The sequence below is a fragment of the Pseudoduganella sp. jia 12 genome (genome assembly GCF_055502675.1).
The window spans coordinates 624226-640310 of record NZ_JBUXKP010000001.1 but is presented as its reverse complement, the minus strand read 5'-3'; the positions used below and the strand labels follow the sequence as shown (position 1 = coordinate 640310).

Below are 16085 nucleotides of genomic sequence, written 5' to 3'. Positions count from 1 at the left end.
ATGCGACACATTATCTCTGTACTGCTTGAAAACGAGGCAGGTGCACTGTCCCGCGTCGTCGGCCTGTTCTCCGCGCGCGGCTACAACATCGAAACGCTGACCGTGGCGCCCACCGAGGACTCCACGCTGTCGCGGATGACGATCGTCACCAGCGGCTCGGACGACATCATCGAACAGATCACCAAGCACCTGAACCGCCTCATCGAAGTGGTGAAAGTGGTGGACCTGACCGAAGGCCAGCACATCGAGCGCGAGCTCATGCTGATCAAGGTGCGGGCGGTGGGCAAGGAGCGCGAGGAAATGAAGCGCACCGCCGACATCTTCCGCGGCCGCATCATCGACGTGACCGAGAAGACCTACACGATCGAGCTGACCGGCGCCAAGAGCAAGCTCGATGCGTTCATCGACGCGATCGACCGCACCTCGATCCTGGAAACCGTCCGCACGGGCGGCTCCGGCATCGGCCGCGGCGAGCGCATCCTGAAGCTCTGAGAACCGTTTCCGCCCTGATCACCGGCGAAGCCGGACCAGTAATACGATTTATACGATTCACACAAAATACTTAGGAATGACCATGAAAGTTTTCTACGACAAAGACGCTGACCTCTCCCTGATCAAAGGCAAGAACGTTGCCATCATCGGCTACGGCTCGCAGGGTCACGCGCACGCACAGAACCTGACCGAATCCGGCGTGAACGTCACCGTCGGCCTGCGCAAGGGTGGCGCGTCGTGGCAGAAGGTCGAATCGGCCGGCATCAAGGTTGCCGAAGTCAATGACGCAGTGAAGGCGGCCGACGTCGTCATGATCCTGCTGCCGGACGAGAACATCGCCCAGGTCTACAACGAAAACGTCGCCCCGAACATCAAGCAGGGCGCCGTGCTGGCCTTTGCCCACGGCTTCAACGTGCACTACGGCCAGGTCGTCCCGCGCGAAGACCTGGACGTGATCATGGTCGCACCGAAGGCCCCGGGCCACACCGTGCGCAACACGTACAAGCAGGGTGGCGGCGTGCCGCACCTGATCGCCGTGTACCAGGACAAGTCCGGCGCCGCCCGTGACATCGCCCTGTCGTACGCTTCGGCGAACGGCGGCGGCAAGGCCGGCATCATCGAAACGAACTTCCGCGAAGAGACCGAGACCGACCTGTTCGGCGAACAGGCCGTGCTGTGCGGCGGTGCCGTCGAACTGATCAAGGCTGGTTTCGAGACGCTGACGGAAGCGGGCTACGCGCCTGAAATGGCGTACTTCGAGTGCCTGCACGAACTGAAGCTGATCGTCGACCTGATCTACGAAGGCGGCATCGCCAACATGAACTACTCGATCTCGAACAACGCCGAATACGGCGAGTACGTGACCGGCCCGCGCATCGTGACTTCGGAAACCAAGGACGCCATGCGCGCCGTGCTGAAGGACATCCAGACCGGCGAATACGCCAAGTCGTTCATCCTGGAAAACAAGGCCGGCGCCCCGACCCTGATCTCGCGCCGCCGCCTGACGGCCGAGCACCAGATCGAAGAAGTCGGCTCGAAGCTGCGCGCGATGATGCCGTGGATCGCCGCCAACAAGATGGTCGACAAGTCGAAGAACTGATCGCTATCCGCGTTACGAAAAACGGCCCTCGCGGGCCGTTTTTTTCGTCTAGACATTTCCACAAACCGGGGTCAGACCCCAATCCCAGGAAAGATTTCCACAAACCGGGGTCAGACCCCGATCCCAGGAAAGATTTCCAGAATTTGGGGTCTGACCCCGGTTCCAGGAAACATTTGATGGATCCGCGCCTGGCCGGCACGCCGGACCGTCCGCTTTGGACGATGCTTCAGCTGGCCTGCTGCCGCTCCAGCGCCGCGAGCAGGACATCGATATCCTGGCATTGGCGCAGGAGGGCAGCGACTGGCCTTTGCGGCGAACCGGCGCCGGCGCGCCCCGGAACGGGCATATCGCTGCATGCCTTGCTCGGATAGAATCGATCTTGCCGTTTCGTCACCATCTTTCCGAAAGTCCCATGCGCATCCGAACCCGCCTGCTGTTGCTGATCCTGTCGATCCTGTTTCCCGCCATCGTGGCGGCATCGGTGGCGGTATGGTACGTGTACCAGGAACAGCGCAAGGCGGAAGTGGCCGGCATGAAGGAGGCGGTGCGGGCATTGTCGCTGCTGGCGGACAGCGAACTGCTGACGATGGAGGGCGTCCTGCGCACGCTGGCCGCGGCGCCGGCCCTGCAGCAGGGGGATTTCCGCGCCTTTTACGAGCAGGCCCGCCGGGTGGCGCCGCCGGAATACTCGGCGATCGTTGTGACCGACCTGGAAGGGCGCCAGCTGCTCAACAGCCGGCAGCCCTTCGGCAGCACGCCGGCACGGGGCAAGTCGAACCTGATGGCACTGCGCCGCGCCGCCGGCCTCGATGCAACCGTCGTCTCCGACCTGTTCATCGCGCCGGTCGGCAAACGGCCCGATATCGCGGTGCAGATCCCGGTGCGGATCGACGGCGAGCTGCGCTATTACCTGGCAATAGGGCTGGCGGCGGACCGGCTGGTGCCGCTGCTCGTCCAGCAGGGTTTGCCGCCGGCATGGACCGCGTCGCTGACCGACCGGCAGGGCCGCGTGATCGCGCGCAGCCGCGATGCGCACAAATATACCGGCATGAGCGTGCGCTCCGCGCTGCGCGCGCGCATCCAGGCCGGCGAACGGTCCGGCGTGCACCAGGGCGTCACGCTGTCGGGCATCGACACGATGGCTTTCTTCAGTCGCGCACCGCTGTCCGGCTGGACCGTGATCCTCAGCGTGCCGCTGGACGAGATGCGCCGGCCGGCAATCTACGCGGCCACCGGGTTTGCCGCGATGACCCTGCTGATGCTTGCCCTGTCGATCGCCGGTGCCCACTGGTATGCGCGGCGCACGGCCGTGCCGATCGAACGGCTGCGCCGCAGCGCCGAAGCACTGGGCCGGGGCGCACCCGTGGTGGCGGTGGCATCGGGCATGGCCGAAGCGGACGCGGTCAGCGCCGCGCTGGCCGACGCAAGCACGCGGATCCGCGACAACGAAGCGGAACTGGAACGCAAGGTGGCCGAGGCGGTGGCCGCCGCCGAGCGCGCCCAGCGCGCGCTGCTGCAAGGCCAGAAGCTGGAGGCACTAGGGCGCCTGACCGCGGGCATCGCCCACGATTTCAACAACGTGCTGCAAACCCTGTCCGGCGCGCTGCAGCTGATCCCGCTCACGCAGGACCGGGCGCGCGTGCAGGCATTGGCCGAAACGTGCCAGCGCGCCATCGCGCGAGCCACCACCCTGACCGGCCAGATGCGCGCGTTCGGCACGGTGCAGGATGCGCGGCTGGCCACCGTCGACCCGGCATCGGCCGTGCAGAACGTGTTGCCGATGCTGAAGAACGCACTGCCGGACAATGTGGAGCTGGCGCTCGAGCTGCCCGGCGGGCTGTGGCCCGTGACGATCGATCCGCTGCAGATGGAACTGGCCTTGCTGAACCTCGTCATCAATGCGCGCGATGCGATGCCGGCCGGCGGCAGGATCGGCGTGGCGCTGTGCAACCAGGTGCTGGCCGGTGCGGCGCACGGGCTGGCGCCGGGCGATTACCTGCGCCTGTCGGTCACGGACACCGGCACCGGCATGAGCCAGGAAACCCTGGCGCGCGCGCTGGAACCGTTCTACACGACGAAAGGGGTCGACAAGGGCACCGGCCTGGGCTTGCCGCAAGCGTATGGTTTCGCGACCCAGTCGAACGGCACGCTGGTGCTGGACAGCGTGCCGGGCGCCGGCACCACGGTGACGATCCGGCTGCCGCGCGCGACCGTCACGGCGGCGGTGCAGGAGGCTGGCGCGCCGGCCGTGCCGCCCGAACTGAAGGGCGCCGAGGGGCTGGTGCTGTTCGTCGAGGACGACCCGCTCGTGCGCGAAACGATGATGGCGGCACTGGCCACGGCCGGCTTCGACGTGCGGGCCGCGTCCAGTGGCGAGGAGGCGCTGGCCGTGCTGGAATCGGGCGCGCCGGTGCGCCAGCTGTGCTCCGACATCGTGATGCCCGGCGCGATCGGCGGCGTCGAACTGGCGCGCATCGTGCTGACACGCTACCCGGCAGTGCGGATCGTGCTGGCTAGCGGCTATACGGACAGCCGCGTCAGCTTGCCCGGCGTGCGGCTGCTGGCCAAGCCATACGATATCGCGGAGCTGTTCCAGGCGCTGAGGTGAGGCGCCGGGAACCGCCGGCTACCGGCATCATGGCCGGCGCAGGATTTCCGTCAGCACGCGCCCCTCGGCGCCGGCCGGCGCCCGCACCTGGAGCAGGGCGGCCAGCGTCGGCGCGATGTCCACCACCTCGGTATATTGCGTGTAGTTGCCCGGCGCGATCCACCGCTTGCCCATCATGATGAGCGGCACGCTCGTGTCGTAGCGGTACGGCGTGCCGTGCGTGGCGCCGCTGGTACCCGAGCCGAATGCCCAGTAGGCGCGCGGCACGACGACGAGGTCGCCCGATTCGTGGCGGTGCCAGCCGCGGCGCATCAGCAGGTCCTGCCGGGTGCCGGTGGCGCCGCTTTCCTCGAAGCGCGTGCGGGTGTAGACGTCGGCGACGCCGGCCTGCGCCTGCAGCCATTTGCTGGCGGCCGCTTCCACGTCGGCGCGCCGGATGCCCGCCTTGTCGATCGCGGCCGTGTCGAGGTAGATGTTGGGTGGCACGGCGTTGACGATCGGCTTCAGGCCGTTGAAGGTTGCGGCCAGGTGCTGCTCCAGGCCGGCCAGCAGCTTCTTGCCGTCGATGCGGCCGGCATCGATGCGCTGCCGTTGCGAGAACTCGGCGCTGTTCGCGAAGCCATGGTCGGCGGTCAGCACGATCATCCAGCCATCCGCGCCCACGCGCTTGTCCAGGTAGGTGAAGAAGCCGGCCAGCATGCGGTCCAGCCGCTGCAGGTGGTCGTGCGACATCTTGCTTTCCGGGCCATGGCGGTGGTTCACGTAGTCATGGCCGGAAAGGCTCACGCCCAGCAGGTCCGGCACGCCGGCCGGGTTGGCGCCCAGCGCTTCGCCGTCGATGGCGGCGCGGGCGAAGTCCAGCGTCAGCTCATCCACGGCCGGGCCTTCCTTCAGGCGCTTGTAGTAGTCGGCATCGGGCTTGCCGCTCTTGCCCTGGTAGGAGAACGAGAACAGCGGGCCTTCCGCATCGTTCGCGTAGGCGCTGTCGGCCAGCAGCGGGCGCCACTCCTGGGCGTAGTAGCGGTCCTGCGGCTTGCCCGCCAGGTAGCGCTGCACCCATTGCGGGTGCTGCTGCATGTACCACGTGCTGCTGGCGAAATTGCCGGTGCCTTCCATGTACATGTAGGCGGTGCCGCCCTTGCCGGCCAGCAGGATCGCACCGCGGTCCTTGCCGGACACGGCGACGACCCTGGCCCGGTTGCCCGTTGCGTAGCGCAGCTGGTCGCCCAGCGTATCCACGCGCAGCCTGGCCGGAGAGGTGCCGTCGTTCGGATCGGTTTCCTCGCCGATGTACTGGTGCGCGCGGTCCTCGGTGCAGTAGACCTGCTTGCCGGTGGCGCGGTCGACCCAGTTGTTGGCCACGATGCCATGCTGGTTCGGGTAGGCGCCGGTGAGGATGGCGGCATGGCCGACCGCGGTCACGGTGGTGCCGTGCGCCTGGTGCGCGTCGCTGAACCAGGCGCCGCCGTCGAGCAGCCGCCGGAAGCCGCCCTGGCCGAACTGGTCGCGGTAGCGCACCAGCTGCTCCTGGGGCAGGCCGTCGACGGCCATCACCACGACGAGTTTCGGGGCAGGGGCGGGTTTGGCCGGCGCGGCCGCGGCATGCGCGGACAACGACAGCAGCAGTGGTGCAAGGAGTGGTGCCAGCGGCGGTGGCAGGAGGGGCGCTGTTTTCATTTTATGATGAGTAAGACGGTCGGTCTTCCATGATGACAGATCCGCGCGTCCGCGTGATGACGCGGCTGTTACAAACGTTCACCAACTGGTGCCTGGCGGGCGTTGCGGATCGGTTAAAGTGCGCTCACCATTTCAACCAGGATCCACCCGACAGGATCCGTACAAGGAGAGGCTCATGACCCTGATGAAAACCGTTGCAGCCGCCGCGCTCGTATTCAGTGCTGCGCACGCGGGCGCCCAGGCGCAGGTGCCCACCACCGGCACTACCGTCATCATCCCCGCCCATGGCGAAGTGACGGCGCCGAACGACCAGGCCATCGCCGTGCTGGCCATCGAGGAACAGGACAAGGACAAGGCCGCCGCCGCCTCGCGCGTCAACCAGAAGATGAAGCAGGGCCTCGAGATCCTCAAGCGCCAGGATCCGCAGGCCAGCCTGAAGACGATGAACTACTACACCTACCCGGTGTATCCGGAAGACCGCCCGGTGCAGCCGATGGCGGCGAACAAGCCGCGCGTGCCCACCGCCTGGCGCGTGGGGCAGTATGTGGAAGTGAAGACGACCGACCTGGGCGGCTTGCCGAAGACCGTGGCCGCGGCGCAGAAGGTGCTCACGCTGAACGCGATCAACTTCGGCCTCACCCCGGCCGCGACGAAGAAGCTGGACGACCAGCGCATCGCCGCCACCTATAAAAACCTGAACGAGCGCATCGCCTCCGTGGCGGGCGCGATGGGCCGGCCGGTGGCCGATGCCGTGCTCGACACGGTGGACTTCGAAGGTTCCGGCAACTATGCCGACCGCGAAAGCGCCGGCGCCCCGGTAATGATGGCGATGAGCAAGCGCTCGATGGACACGGCGGAAGTGGCCGAACCGTCGTTCGAACCCGGCGAAACCACGCTGCAGATGCGCCTCGTGGGCAAGGTGCGCTTCCGCTGACACTTCCAGTGGGTCACTTGGGCGACAGTGCGCCTGCATGCTCCTCTATAATAGGGTGCGCCCTGCCGGGTCAGCATGCCCGGCAGGAACAGAACAATAACGCAGCACTCAGGCATTCCATGGCTAAATTTCCCCGTCGCCGGCCCAAGGCCGGTGCCGCTCCCAACGGCAAGGCGCCGCGTCGCAGCGCGTTCAGCAGGTTCGCCCGCAAGACCAACGAGCGGGGCGAACTCCAGCCGCGCCGCGGCATCTACCTGCTGCCCAACGCGTTCACGACCGGCGCATTGTTCTGCGGGTTCTATGCGATCGTGATGGCGATGAACCAGCGCTTCGAGCACGCCGCCTGGGCCATCTTCGTGGCGATGCTGCTCGACGGCCTCGATGGCCGCGTGGCCCGCCTCACCAATACGCAGAGCGAATTCGGCGCGCAATACGACAGCCTGTCCGACATGGTGTCGTTCGGCGCCGCGCCGGCGCTCGTCATCTATGAGTGGTCGCTGCGCGGCCTGGGCAAGCTGGGCTGGATCGCCGCCTTCGTCTACTGTGCCGGCGCCGCGCTGCGGCTGGCCCGCTTCAACACCAACATCACCGTCGTCGACAAGCGCTACTTCCAGGGCATGCCCAGCCCATCCGCGGCGGCACTGATCGCCGGCTTCGTGCTGGTCATGGTGGACATGGGCGAGCATGGCGTGTACTACCCGTGGGCATCGTGGGCGCTGGCGCTGTTCGCCGGCCTGACGATGGTGACCAATGTGCCGTACTACAGCTTCAAGGACATCAACTTCAAGAAGTCGGTGCCCTTCATCACCGTGTTCCTGATCGCGCTGGCGTTCACGCTGGTGTCGCTGGATCCGCCCAAGGTGATGTTCCTGCTGTTCGTGCTGTACGGCCTGTCCGGCTATGTGGTGTTCGCCGTGCGGCTGGCGAAAGGCAAGCCCGTGTCGATCGTGCAGGTCGACGAGGAAATCGACGAAAGCGACCGCCGCTGACTGGTACCGGCAGGCGGCCAATCAAGGAGCAACGCATGAGCAACCGCCTGATCATTTTCGACACCACCCTGCGCGACGGCGAGCAGTCGCCGGGCGCTTCGATGACCAAGGAAGAAAAGATCCGCATCGCGCGCCAGCTGGAAAAACTGCGCGTGGACGTGATCGAGGCCGGCTTCGCCGCGGCCTCGCCCGGCGATTTCGAGGCCATCCGCGCCATTGCCGCCACCATCAAGGATTCCACCGTCTGCTCGCTGTCGCGCGCCAACGACCGCGATATCGCGCGGGCCGCCGAGGCGCTGGAGCCCGCGGCCAGGAAGCGCATCCACACCTTCATCGCCACCTCGCCGCTGCACATGAAAATGAAGCTGCGCATGGAACCGGAGCAGGTGCTCGAACAGGCCACGCAAGCCATCCGCTTCGCCCGCCGCTTCACCGACGACATCGAATTTTCCCCGGAGGACGGCAGCCGCTCCGAAGAGGATTTCCTGTGCCGCGTGCTGGAAACGGTGATCGCCGAAGGTGCCACCACGATCAATTTCCCCGATACGGTCGGTTATGCCGTGCCCGAACTGTTCGGCGAAAGCATCCGCCGGCTGCGCGAGCGCATCCCCAATTCCGACAAGGCCGTCTGGTCGGTGCACTGCCACAACGACCTGGGCCTGGCCGTGGCCAATTCGCTGGCCGGCGTGATGATCGGCGGGGCGCGCCAGGTCGAATGCACGATCAACGGCTTGGGCGAACGCGCCGGCAATACCGCGCTGGAAGAAGTGGTGATGGCGCTGCGCACGCGCGGCGGCTATTACAACCTCGAATGCGGCATCGACACCACGCAGATCGTGGCCGCCTCGAAGATGGTGTCGCAAATCACCGGCTTTGCCGTGCAGCCGAACAAGGCGGTGGTCGGGGCGAACGCGTTCGCGCATGCCTCCGGCATCCACCAGGATGGCATCCTGAAAGCACGGGAGACGTACGAGATCATGCGCGCCGAGGACGTGGGCTGGACGGCCAACAGGATCGTGCTCGGCAAGCTCTCGGGCCGCAACGCCTTCAAGGCGCGGCTGCAGGAACTGGGCATCGAGCTTGCGTCGGAAAGCGACGTCAACGCCGCGTTCGCCCGCTTCAAGGACCTGGCCGACCGCAAGGCCGAGATCTTCGACGAGGACATCATGGCCCTCGTTTCCACCGAGGAGCGGGAAGAGGGCGAGCACTACCGGCTGGTGTCGCTGTCGCAGCGCAGCGAAACGGGAGAGCTGCCCCATGCGCGGGTCGTGTTCTCGGCCGGCGAACGCGAAGTCGCCTGCGAAGGCACGGGCGACGGCCCGGTCGACGCGATCGTCAACGCGATCGAAAGCGAGGCCCGCACCGGTGCCGAACTGGTGCTGTTCTCGATCGCCGCCATCAGCCCCAGCTCGCAGTCGCAGGGCGAAGTCACGATGCGCCTGTCGCAGGCCGGGCGCATCGTCAACGGCGTGGGGGCCGACCCGGACATCGTGGTCGCCTCCGCCAAGGCCTACCTGGCCGCCCTGAACAAGCTGCACGCGAAAGAGCGCGTCAATCCGCAGACCGAGCGGATCTGAACGACAAAACCGGTGACAGACACCTATTTTTCTGAAACATTCCAAAAAAACCGGTGCCTGTCACCGTTTTTTGCCGGCGCCGGCGAGCCCGTCGTCTAGAAGAATCCTTCCCGCGATTCCCGCATCGGATCCGGCCCCGCCATCATCTCGCGCACCTTGCCATCCCGGCTGAAGTGCACGTGCATCATCGAGTCCCACACGCCCGACTGTTTGTAGCGGTAGCTCCATACTTCGAGGTCGCGCCGCGACAGGAACATCGTTTCGGCCGGGTGGCCGAATGTGTGCAGGATCGATGTCTTGTCGTCGATGCCCAGCTTCACGCCGGCGAATTTCTCATCGGTCAGCACCTGCTCGTATGAAAGCAGCCGGCCATCCGCGCCATAGCGCGCCATATAGGTGAACTGGCCGAACGCGCCGGCGCCGTATTCGGCGATGGTTTCGCCGCCCGCCGTGAAGCGGGCGCTGGGCTTGCCCAGGCGCGATTCGACGGCCGCCATCGGCTCGCCCGGCTGCGGCGGCGGGCCGAAGGCGCAGCCGCCCAGCAGCGCGGCGAACAGCACGGCGGGCATTGCTGGAATGCTCATCTTTCTCATATCGGCTCCCGGGCTCATTGAACAATTGTAGTCAGAAGTTCGCATGGCCCGCGCGAATTCCGTTATACTTGCGGGTCTGTCCGAATGGGCAGGCATATTCATTCAACGTAATTCACGATGCGCAGGGTTCCGTACTCCGTGCATCGCATGTGAAAGGTTCATCATGTCCGTAGAAAACATCAACAAATCCGCGATCATCGCGGACAACGCACGCGCCCAGAACGATACCGGTTCGCCAGAAGTCCAGGTTGCACTGCTGACCGCACGCATCAACGAACTGAACGGCCACTTCAAGGCCCACAGCAAGGATCACCACTCCCGCCGCGGCCTGATCATGATGGTCAACCGTCGTAAGAGCCTGCTGTCCTACCTGAAGAACAAGGACGCAACCCGTTACCGCGACCTGATCGCCAAGCTCGGTCTGCGTAAGTAATTTTTTGCATTCCCGGTTTTAGTCGAGATGCCTGCGCCAGTTCGCTGACGCGGGCATTTTGCATTCTGGATCAAGATTTATTGCCAAGCGGAACGCACCTCGCGTTTCGCCAGGCAAAGTAGAGCAGTAAGGCGCCGGGCATCAGCCAGCCGCCTGTGGTGAGGTGAACGACAGCGCCTGAAAATCTGTCGGCAAATAGAAAGGGATTACCCATGTTTAACAAAGTTACGAAAACCTTCCAGTACGGCCAGCATACCGTGACCCTGGAAACCGGCGAGATCGCTCGCCAGGCCTCCGGTGCTGTCCTGGTGTCGGTGGACGACACCGTCGTGCTGGCGACCGTGGTGGCGCGCAAGGATGCCAAGCCCGGCCAGGATTTCTTCCCGCTGACGGTCGACTACATCGAGAAGACCTATGCAGCCGGCAAGATCCCCGGCGGCTTCTTCAAGCGCGAAGGCCGTCCGTCGGAGAAGGAGACGCTGACGTCCCGCCTGATCGACCGCCCGATCCGCCCGCTGTTCCCGGAAGGTTACATGAACGAGGTGCAGGTCATCATCCACGTTCTGTCGGTCAATCCCGAAATCGACCCTGACATCGCTTCGATGATCGGTGCCTCCGCCGCCCTGTGCGTGGCCGGCGTGCCGTTCAACGGCCCGATCGGCGCGGCCCGCGTGGGCTACGCCAATGGCCAGTACATCCTGAACCCGACCACGACCCAGTTGAAGACGTCCGAGATGGACCTGGTGGTGGCCGGTACCGAAACCGCCGTGCTGATGGTGGAATCGGAAGCCAAGCAACTGTCCGAGGAAATCATGCTGGGCGGCGTCGTCTTCGGCCACGAGCAGATGCGCGCCGTGATCGACGCGATCCATGCGCTGGTGGAAGAAGGCGGCAAGCCGGAACAGGAATGGACCGCGCCGGCCAAGAACGAAGCGCTGATCGCCAAGGTCGCGCAGTTCGCCGAAGCCAAGATCAACGAAGCGTACCAGACCAAGAACAAGCAGGCCCGCCAGCAGGCGCTGCGTTCGATGCAGACCGAAGTGATCGCCGACCTGGCCGCGCAAGCCGCCGCCGAAGGCACCGATGCGCCGGATTCCGTCGAAGTGGGCAACATCCTGTTCGACATGGAAGCCAAGGTCGTGCGTTCGCAGATCCTGAATGGCGAACCGCGTATCGACGGCCGCGACACCCGCACCGTGCGCCCGATCGCGATCCGCACGTCGGTCCTGCCGCGTACCCACGGTTCCGCGCTGTTCACCCGTGGCGAAACCCAGGCGCTGGTCGTGGCCACGCTGGGCACCGCCCGCGATTCGCAGAAGATCGACGCGCTGATGGGCGAGTACACCGACGACTTCATGCTGCACTACAACATGCCTCCGTTCGCCACCGGCGAAACGGGCCGCGTGGGCACGCCGAAGCGCCGCGAAGTGGGCCACGGCCGCCTGGCCAAGCGTGCACTCGTTGCCGCGCTGCCGTCGCCGGAAGAGTTCAGCTACTCCGTGCGCCTGGTGTCCGAGATCACCGAATCGAACGGTTCCTCGTCGATGGCTTCGGTCTGCGGCGGCTGCCTGGCGCTGATGGATGCCGGCGTGCCGATGAAGGCGCACGTGGCCGGTATCGCCATGGGCCTGATCAAGGAAGGCGGCAAGTTCGCCGTGCTGTCCGACATCCTGGGTGACGAAGACCACCTGGGCGACATGGACTTCAAGGTCGCCGGCACCGCCAACGGCATCACGGCGCTGCAGATGGACATCAAGATCCAGGGCATCACCAAGGAAATCATGCAGGTCGCGCTGGCGCAGGCAAAAGAAGGCCGCCAGCACATCCTGGGCGAGATGCAGAAGGCGATGCCGCACGTGAAGACGGAACTGTCCGACTTCGCACCGCGCCTCATCACCATCAAGATCAATCCGGAAAAGATCCGTGACGTGATCGGCAAGGGCGGCGCCGTCATCCGCGCGCTGACCGAGGAAACCGGCACGCAGATCGACATCAGCGACGAAGGCGTGGTCACCATCGCTTCCGTCGATGCCGCCGCCGGCCAGGAAGCCAAGCGCCGCATCGAAGAGCTGACCGCATCGGTCGAAGTGGGCAAGACCTACGACGGCACCGTGCTCAAGCTGCTGGACTTCGGCGCGATCGTGCAAGTCATGCCGGGCAAGGACGGCCTGCTGCACATCTCGCAGATCGCCAACGAGCGCGTGAACGCCGTTGCCGACTACCTGAAGGAAGGCCAGCAAGTGCGCGTGAAAGTCCTGGAAACGGACGATCGCGGCCGCCTGAAGCTGTCGATGAAGGCTGCCGCCGAAGAAGGCGCCGCTGCCAAGTAATCTCCCTGCGTGGAGGATCGAAACCGCCGGTGCGTGAGCCCGGCGGTTTTTTTTAGAGGATTGCCACAGCATCCCCGCGGCGAAAGCCGCTATGCTCCGTTTCGGTCCAACTAACCCGGAGCATCGCGATGAGCAAGGCCCTTCGTCTTTCCGAAAAATGGTTCCAGCGCGGCCTGTGGCTGGTGGCCTTTTTGTTCGCAGGTTTCCTGATCGGCCTCGGCGGCAAGATCGTCGACAACCTCAATCTCGTCGAGGAACCGCTGTACCTCGAGCAGTTCGCCGATCGCCAGCAATACCCGGCCGTGCAGGCGGCACTGAAGGCGGCAGGCAAGGATTACGAGGAGGCCCGGGCAGCCCTCGAACAGGCAAAGCAGAAGCATCGGGTGGCCACGTCGAACACCGATTCCGCGCGCGACACCTTCAATAACTGGCTGTCGACACGCCAGGCCACCGCGCGCCCCGACCAGGACCCCGACCTGATTGCACGTACCCGCCAGCTCGACACGCTGAAAGCGGACGAGCGCAAGGCGCTGACCGCCGTCCAGGAGCAGGAACAGCGGCGGCTCGACGCCGAGCAGGCGCGCACCCGGATCACCGTGCGCATCGCCGAACTGGAACACGATGCGCAAAGCCGCTTCGACAGAGCCATGCAGCTGCGCGAACTGCGCGTATTCGCCTATCGCCTTGCGCTGACCCTGCCGCTGCTACTGGTCGCCGGCTGGCTGTGGAAGACGAAACGCAAGAGTACCTGGTGGCCGTTCGTATGGGGCTTCATCTTCTTCGCGCTGTTCGCGTTCTTCGTCGAACTGGTGCCCTACCTGCCCAGCTACGGCGGCTACGTGCGCTACGTGGTCGGCATCCTGCTGACGGTGATCGTCGGCCGGCAGGCCATCCTCGGCCTGCAGCGCTACCTGGAACGGCAGCGCGCCGCCGAGGCCCTGCCTGACACGCAGCGCCGCGAAAACCTCGGCTACGACATCGCGCTGGCGCGGATGGGGAAGGGCGTCTGCCCCGGCTGCGAGCGCGGGGTCGACCTGAAGGACCCGAAGATGGACTTCTGCCCGCACTGCGGCATCGGCCTGTTCAACCATTGCACCGCGTGCACGGCGCGCAAGAACGCGTTCACGCGCTTTTGCTACAGCTGTGGCACCCAAGCGGCCACGCCCAAGTCTTGAGCGCGGCAATACTGCAACAGAAAGTGTTGCAATAAATTCGGGGACTGTCCCTGTTGAGGGGATTGTCCCCGTGTTGATGCGCATCTGCTACAGCTGCGGCACCGGAGTCGCCACGCAGAAAGCGTAACGTAGGCGAAAAGCGATAAAGAATCTTTCCAAATTCGGGGGCTGGGCCGGGGTTTCAAGGAGCATCGCTCCTTGCCGGCCCAGCGGTTCTGCCATGCATGGCAGAACTCCTTTCAGACCCCGGTTTCAGGAAAGATTGCCCAAAACCGGGGTCTGACCCCGGTTTGAGGAAATGTTACTGCCAGGCTAGCTGAGCGGCTGGCTGGGCAGAGGCGTGCCGCGCAGATGCGGCGGTGCGTGCAGGTGCCTGCTGGTCCAGCTGGAACACCGCCACGGTCTGCTCCAGCGTGGCGGCCTGCTCCTGCAGGGCGCCGGCGGCAGCGGCGGCTTCCTCGACCAGGGCGGCGTTCTGCTGCGTCACCTGGTCCATCTGCGTGACGGCATCGTTGATCAGGTCGATGCCCGAGCTTTGCTCGGCGGTGGCCGACATGATTTCCGCCATGATGTCGGCCACGCGGACGATGCCGCCGACGATCTCGTCCATCGTGGTGCCGGCCTGGCCCACCAGGGTCGAGCCGGTTTCCACGCTGGCCACCGAGTCGTCGATCAATGCCTTGATTTCCTTGGCGGCGGCGGCCGAGCGCTGCGCCAGCGTGCGCACTTCACTGGCGACGACGGCGAAGCCGCGGCCCTGTTCGCCGGCGCGGGCGGCTTCCACGGCCGCGTTCAGGGCCAGGATATTGGTCTGGAAAGCGATGCTGTCGATGACGGAAATGATGTCCTCGATCTTCTTCGACGACGCGGTGATGGCGCCCATCGTGTCGATCACCTGCGCTACGATCTGGCCACCCTGCCGGGCCACCTGCGAAGCCGAGACGGCCATGGTGTTGGCCTGCCGCGCATTGTCGGCGTTCTGGCGCACGGTCGACGTCAGCTCTTCCAGCGACGATGCCGTTTCTTCCAGGCTGGCGGCCTGCTGCTCGGTGCGGCGCGACAGGTCCATGTTGCCGTCGGCGATCTCGTTGCTGGCCACGGCGATCGAGCCGCTGCCTTCGCGCACGATGCGCACGGTGTCGGCGAGCTTGCGCTGCATGCTGGCCAGGCCCTTCATCAGGGTGCCCATCTCGTCGTGCCGTGCGGTATCCACGTGGCGCGACAGGTCGCCGGCGGCCATCGCATCGAAGTGCTCCAGCGCTTCGGCCAGCGGCTTCATGATCGCGCGCATCAGCGCCATGCAGGCCACGAAGATCAGCACGATGCCGGCGACGACGGCGCCGATCGACAGCTTCATCACGATGCCGTACAGACGCTGGCTGTCTTCGAAGCTGTGCCGTGCGGTTGCGAGCTGGTAGTCGTCGAGCTTGTCGGATGCGTCGCTGTAGACGGAGAACAGTTTCTGCATATCCTTCATGGCAATGTGGTCGATGCGTGCCGCATCGCCGTCGCGCAGTGCCTGGGCCAGCGCGTTCAGGCCATTGGCGATCATGTCCTTGCGCGCCACGCTCACCTTGTCCGATAGCGCCTTTTCTTCGGTATCCTGCTCCAGCGCCAGGTACTGCTGCCATGCCGTATCCGACTTGGCCACGAAATCGTCGGCGCGCTTGAGCAGCGCCGGCAGTTCGGGAGCGTCGGGATGGAAGACCGCCCGGTCCTGCGCCAGCCGTGCGCGCATCAGGAAGGTCTTCGCTTCGGCACTGGCCAGGGCCGATGTCAGGTTGTTGCTGTAGGTTTCTTCGAGTGCCGAGTTGACGGAGCGCATGCCGTAGATGCCCATGGCACCGGTAATGGCAATCAGCAGGCCCAGGATGGCCATCGTGGCGATCAGGCGGGTACGGATGGAAAGGCGGTTGAACATGGAATTTCCGTAAGTGAGCAGGGCGTGCGAGGCCCGGCGTGGTCGGGTCGCCAATGACTGGCGGACGAATGCGCTGGGATATGGCGCGGGAGCTGCCGGAATTCCGTTCAAGCGGGGCAGGGAGGCGGTCGGGAGGTTGGGGCCGTCTCGTTCCAGGAGCGAAGACCCCAACCTTAGCATGGATGTTGATGCATCGCAACATTATGGGTCATGCGATGTCGTACCAGTGTTGCGTTTCAGTTCGATACCCCGTGGTA

General features: G+C 65.2%; 12 protein-coding genes. 9 read left to right on the top strand and 3 right to left on the bottom strand.

Annotated features, from left to right (window positions below):
• The 3 genes from ilvN (at position 1) to ACY65G_RS02615 (ending at position 4199) form a co-directional block, all read left to right on the top strand.
• The gene (gene ilvN, locus ACY65G_RS02625; protein ID WP_131144674.1) at positions 1-492 is read left to right on the top strand and encodes an acetolactate synthase small subunit; all 492 of its coding nucleotides are present in this window, start codon (positions 1-3) and stop codon (positions 490-492) included.
• A gap of 82 nt (positions 493-574) precedes the next feature.
• The gene (gene ilvC, locus ACY65G_RS02620) at positions 575-1591 is read left to right on the top strand and encodes a ketol-acid reductoisomerase (RefSeq protein WP_464995798.1); all 1017 of its coding nucleotides are present in this window, start codon (positions 575-577) and stop codon (positions 1589-1591) included.
• Between the two features lie 412 nt (positions 1592-2003).
• On the top strand, positions 2004-4199 hold the full coding sequence (locus ACY65G_RS02615; RefSeq protein ID WP_464995797.1) for an ATP-binding protein: 2196 nt from the start codon (positions 2004-2006) through the stop codon (positions 4197-4199).
• Between the two features lie 27 nt (positions 4200-4226).
• On the opposite strand, the gene ACY65G_RS02610 is transcribed toward ACY65G_RS02615, so the two are convergent.
• Positions 4227-5876, bottom strand: coding sequence for an alkaline phosphatase family protein (locus ACY65G_RS02610; RefSeq protein ID WP_464995796.1), 1650 nt, complete (start codon positions 5874-5876; stop codon positions 4227-4229).
• Between the two features lie 175 nt (positions 5877-6051).
• Here ACY65G_RS02610 and ACY65G_RS02605 point away from each other — a divergent pair, with 175 nt between their 5' ends.
• The 3 genes from ACY65G_RS02605 (at position 6052) to ACY65G_RS02595 (ending at position 9376) form a co-directional block, all read left to right on the top strand.
• Positions 6052-6810: an SIMPL domain-containing protein gene (locus ACY65G_RS02605; protein ID WP_464995795.1), complete on the top strand. Its 759-nt coding sequence runs from the start codon at positions 6052-6054 to the stop codon at positions 6808-6810.
• 119 nt (positions 6811-6929) lie between these two features.
• Positions 6930-7799 (top strand): CDP-diacylglycerol--serine O-phosphatidyltransferase, encoded by an 870-nt coding sequence (gene pssA / locus ACY65G_RS02600; protein WP_130188295.1) that lies wholly within the window; start codon positions 6930-6932, stop codon positions 7797-7799.
• Between the two features lie 35 nt (positions 7800-7834).
• The gene (locus ACY65G_RS02595; protein ID WP_464995794.1) at positions 7835-9376 is read left to right on the top strand and encodes a 2-isopropylmalate synthase; all 1542 of its coding nucleotides are present in this window, start codon (positions 7835-7837) and stop codon (positions 9374-9376) included.
• Positions 9377-9471: 95 nt separating this feature from the next.
• Here the strand turns inward: ACY65G_RS02595 and ACY65G_RS02590 are convergent, their stop codons facing one another.
• Positions 9472-9960, bottom strand: a complete 489-nt coding sequence (locus ACY65G_RS02590) for a hypothetical protein (RefSeq protein ID WP_464995793.1) — start codon at positions 9958-9960, stop codon at positions 9472-9474.
• Between the two features lie 172 nt (positions 9961-10132).
• On the opposite strand from ACY65G_RS02590, the gene rpsO reads away from it, so the two are divergent.
• The 3 genes from rpsO to ACY65G_RS02575 all read left to right on the top strand — a co-directional run bounded on the left by rpsO (position 10133) and on the right by ACY65G_RS02575 (position 13907).
• Positions 10133-10402, top strand: coding sequence for a 30S ribosomal protein S15 (gene rpsO / locus ACY65G_RS02585; protein ID WP_130188298.1), 270 nt, complete (start codon positions 10133-10135; stop codon positions 10400-10402).
• 212 nt (positions 10403-10614) lie between these two features.
• Positions 10615-12732, top strand: coding sequence for a polyribonucleotide nucleotidyltransferase (gene pnp / locus ACY65G_RS02580; protein WP_464995792.1), 2118 nt, complete (start codon positions 10615-10617; stop codon positions 12730-12732).
• Positions 12733-12860: 128 nt separating this feature from the next.
• A complete protein-coding gene (locus tag ACY65G_RS02575) occupies positions 12861-13907 on the top strand; it encodes a serine endopeptidase (protein WP_464995791.1) in 1047 nt (348 codons plus the stop codon).
• A gap of 301 nt (positions 13908-14208) precedes the next feature.
• Here ACY65G_RS02575 and ACY65G_RS02570 read toward each other — a convergent pair whose 3' ends face one another.
• Positions 14209-15828 (bottom strand): methyl-accepting chemotaxis protein, encoded by a 1620-nt coding sequence (locus ACY65G_RS02570; protein ID WP_464995790.1) that lies wholly within the window; start codon positions 15826-15828, stop codon positions 14209-14211.
• Between the last annotated feature and the right edge of the window lie 257 nt (positions 15829-16085).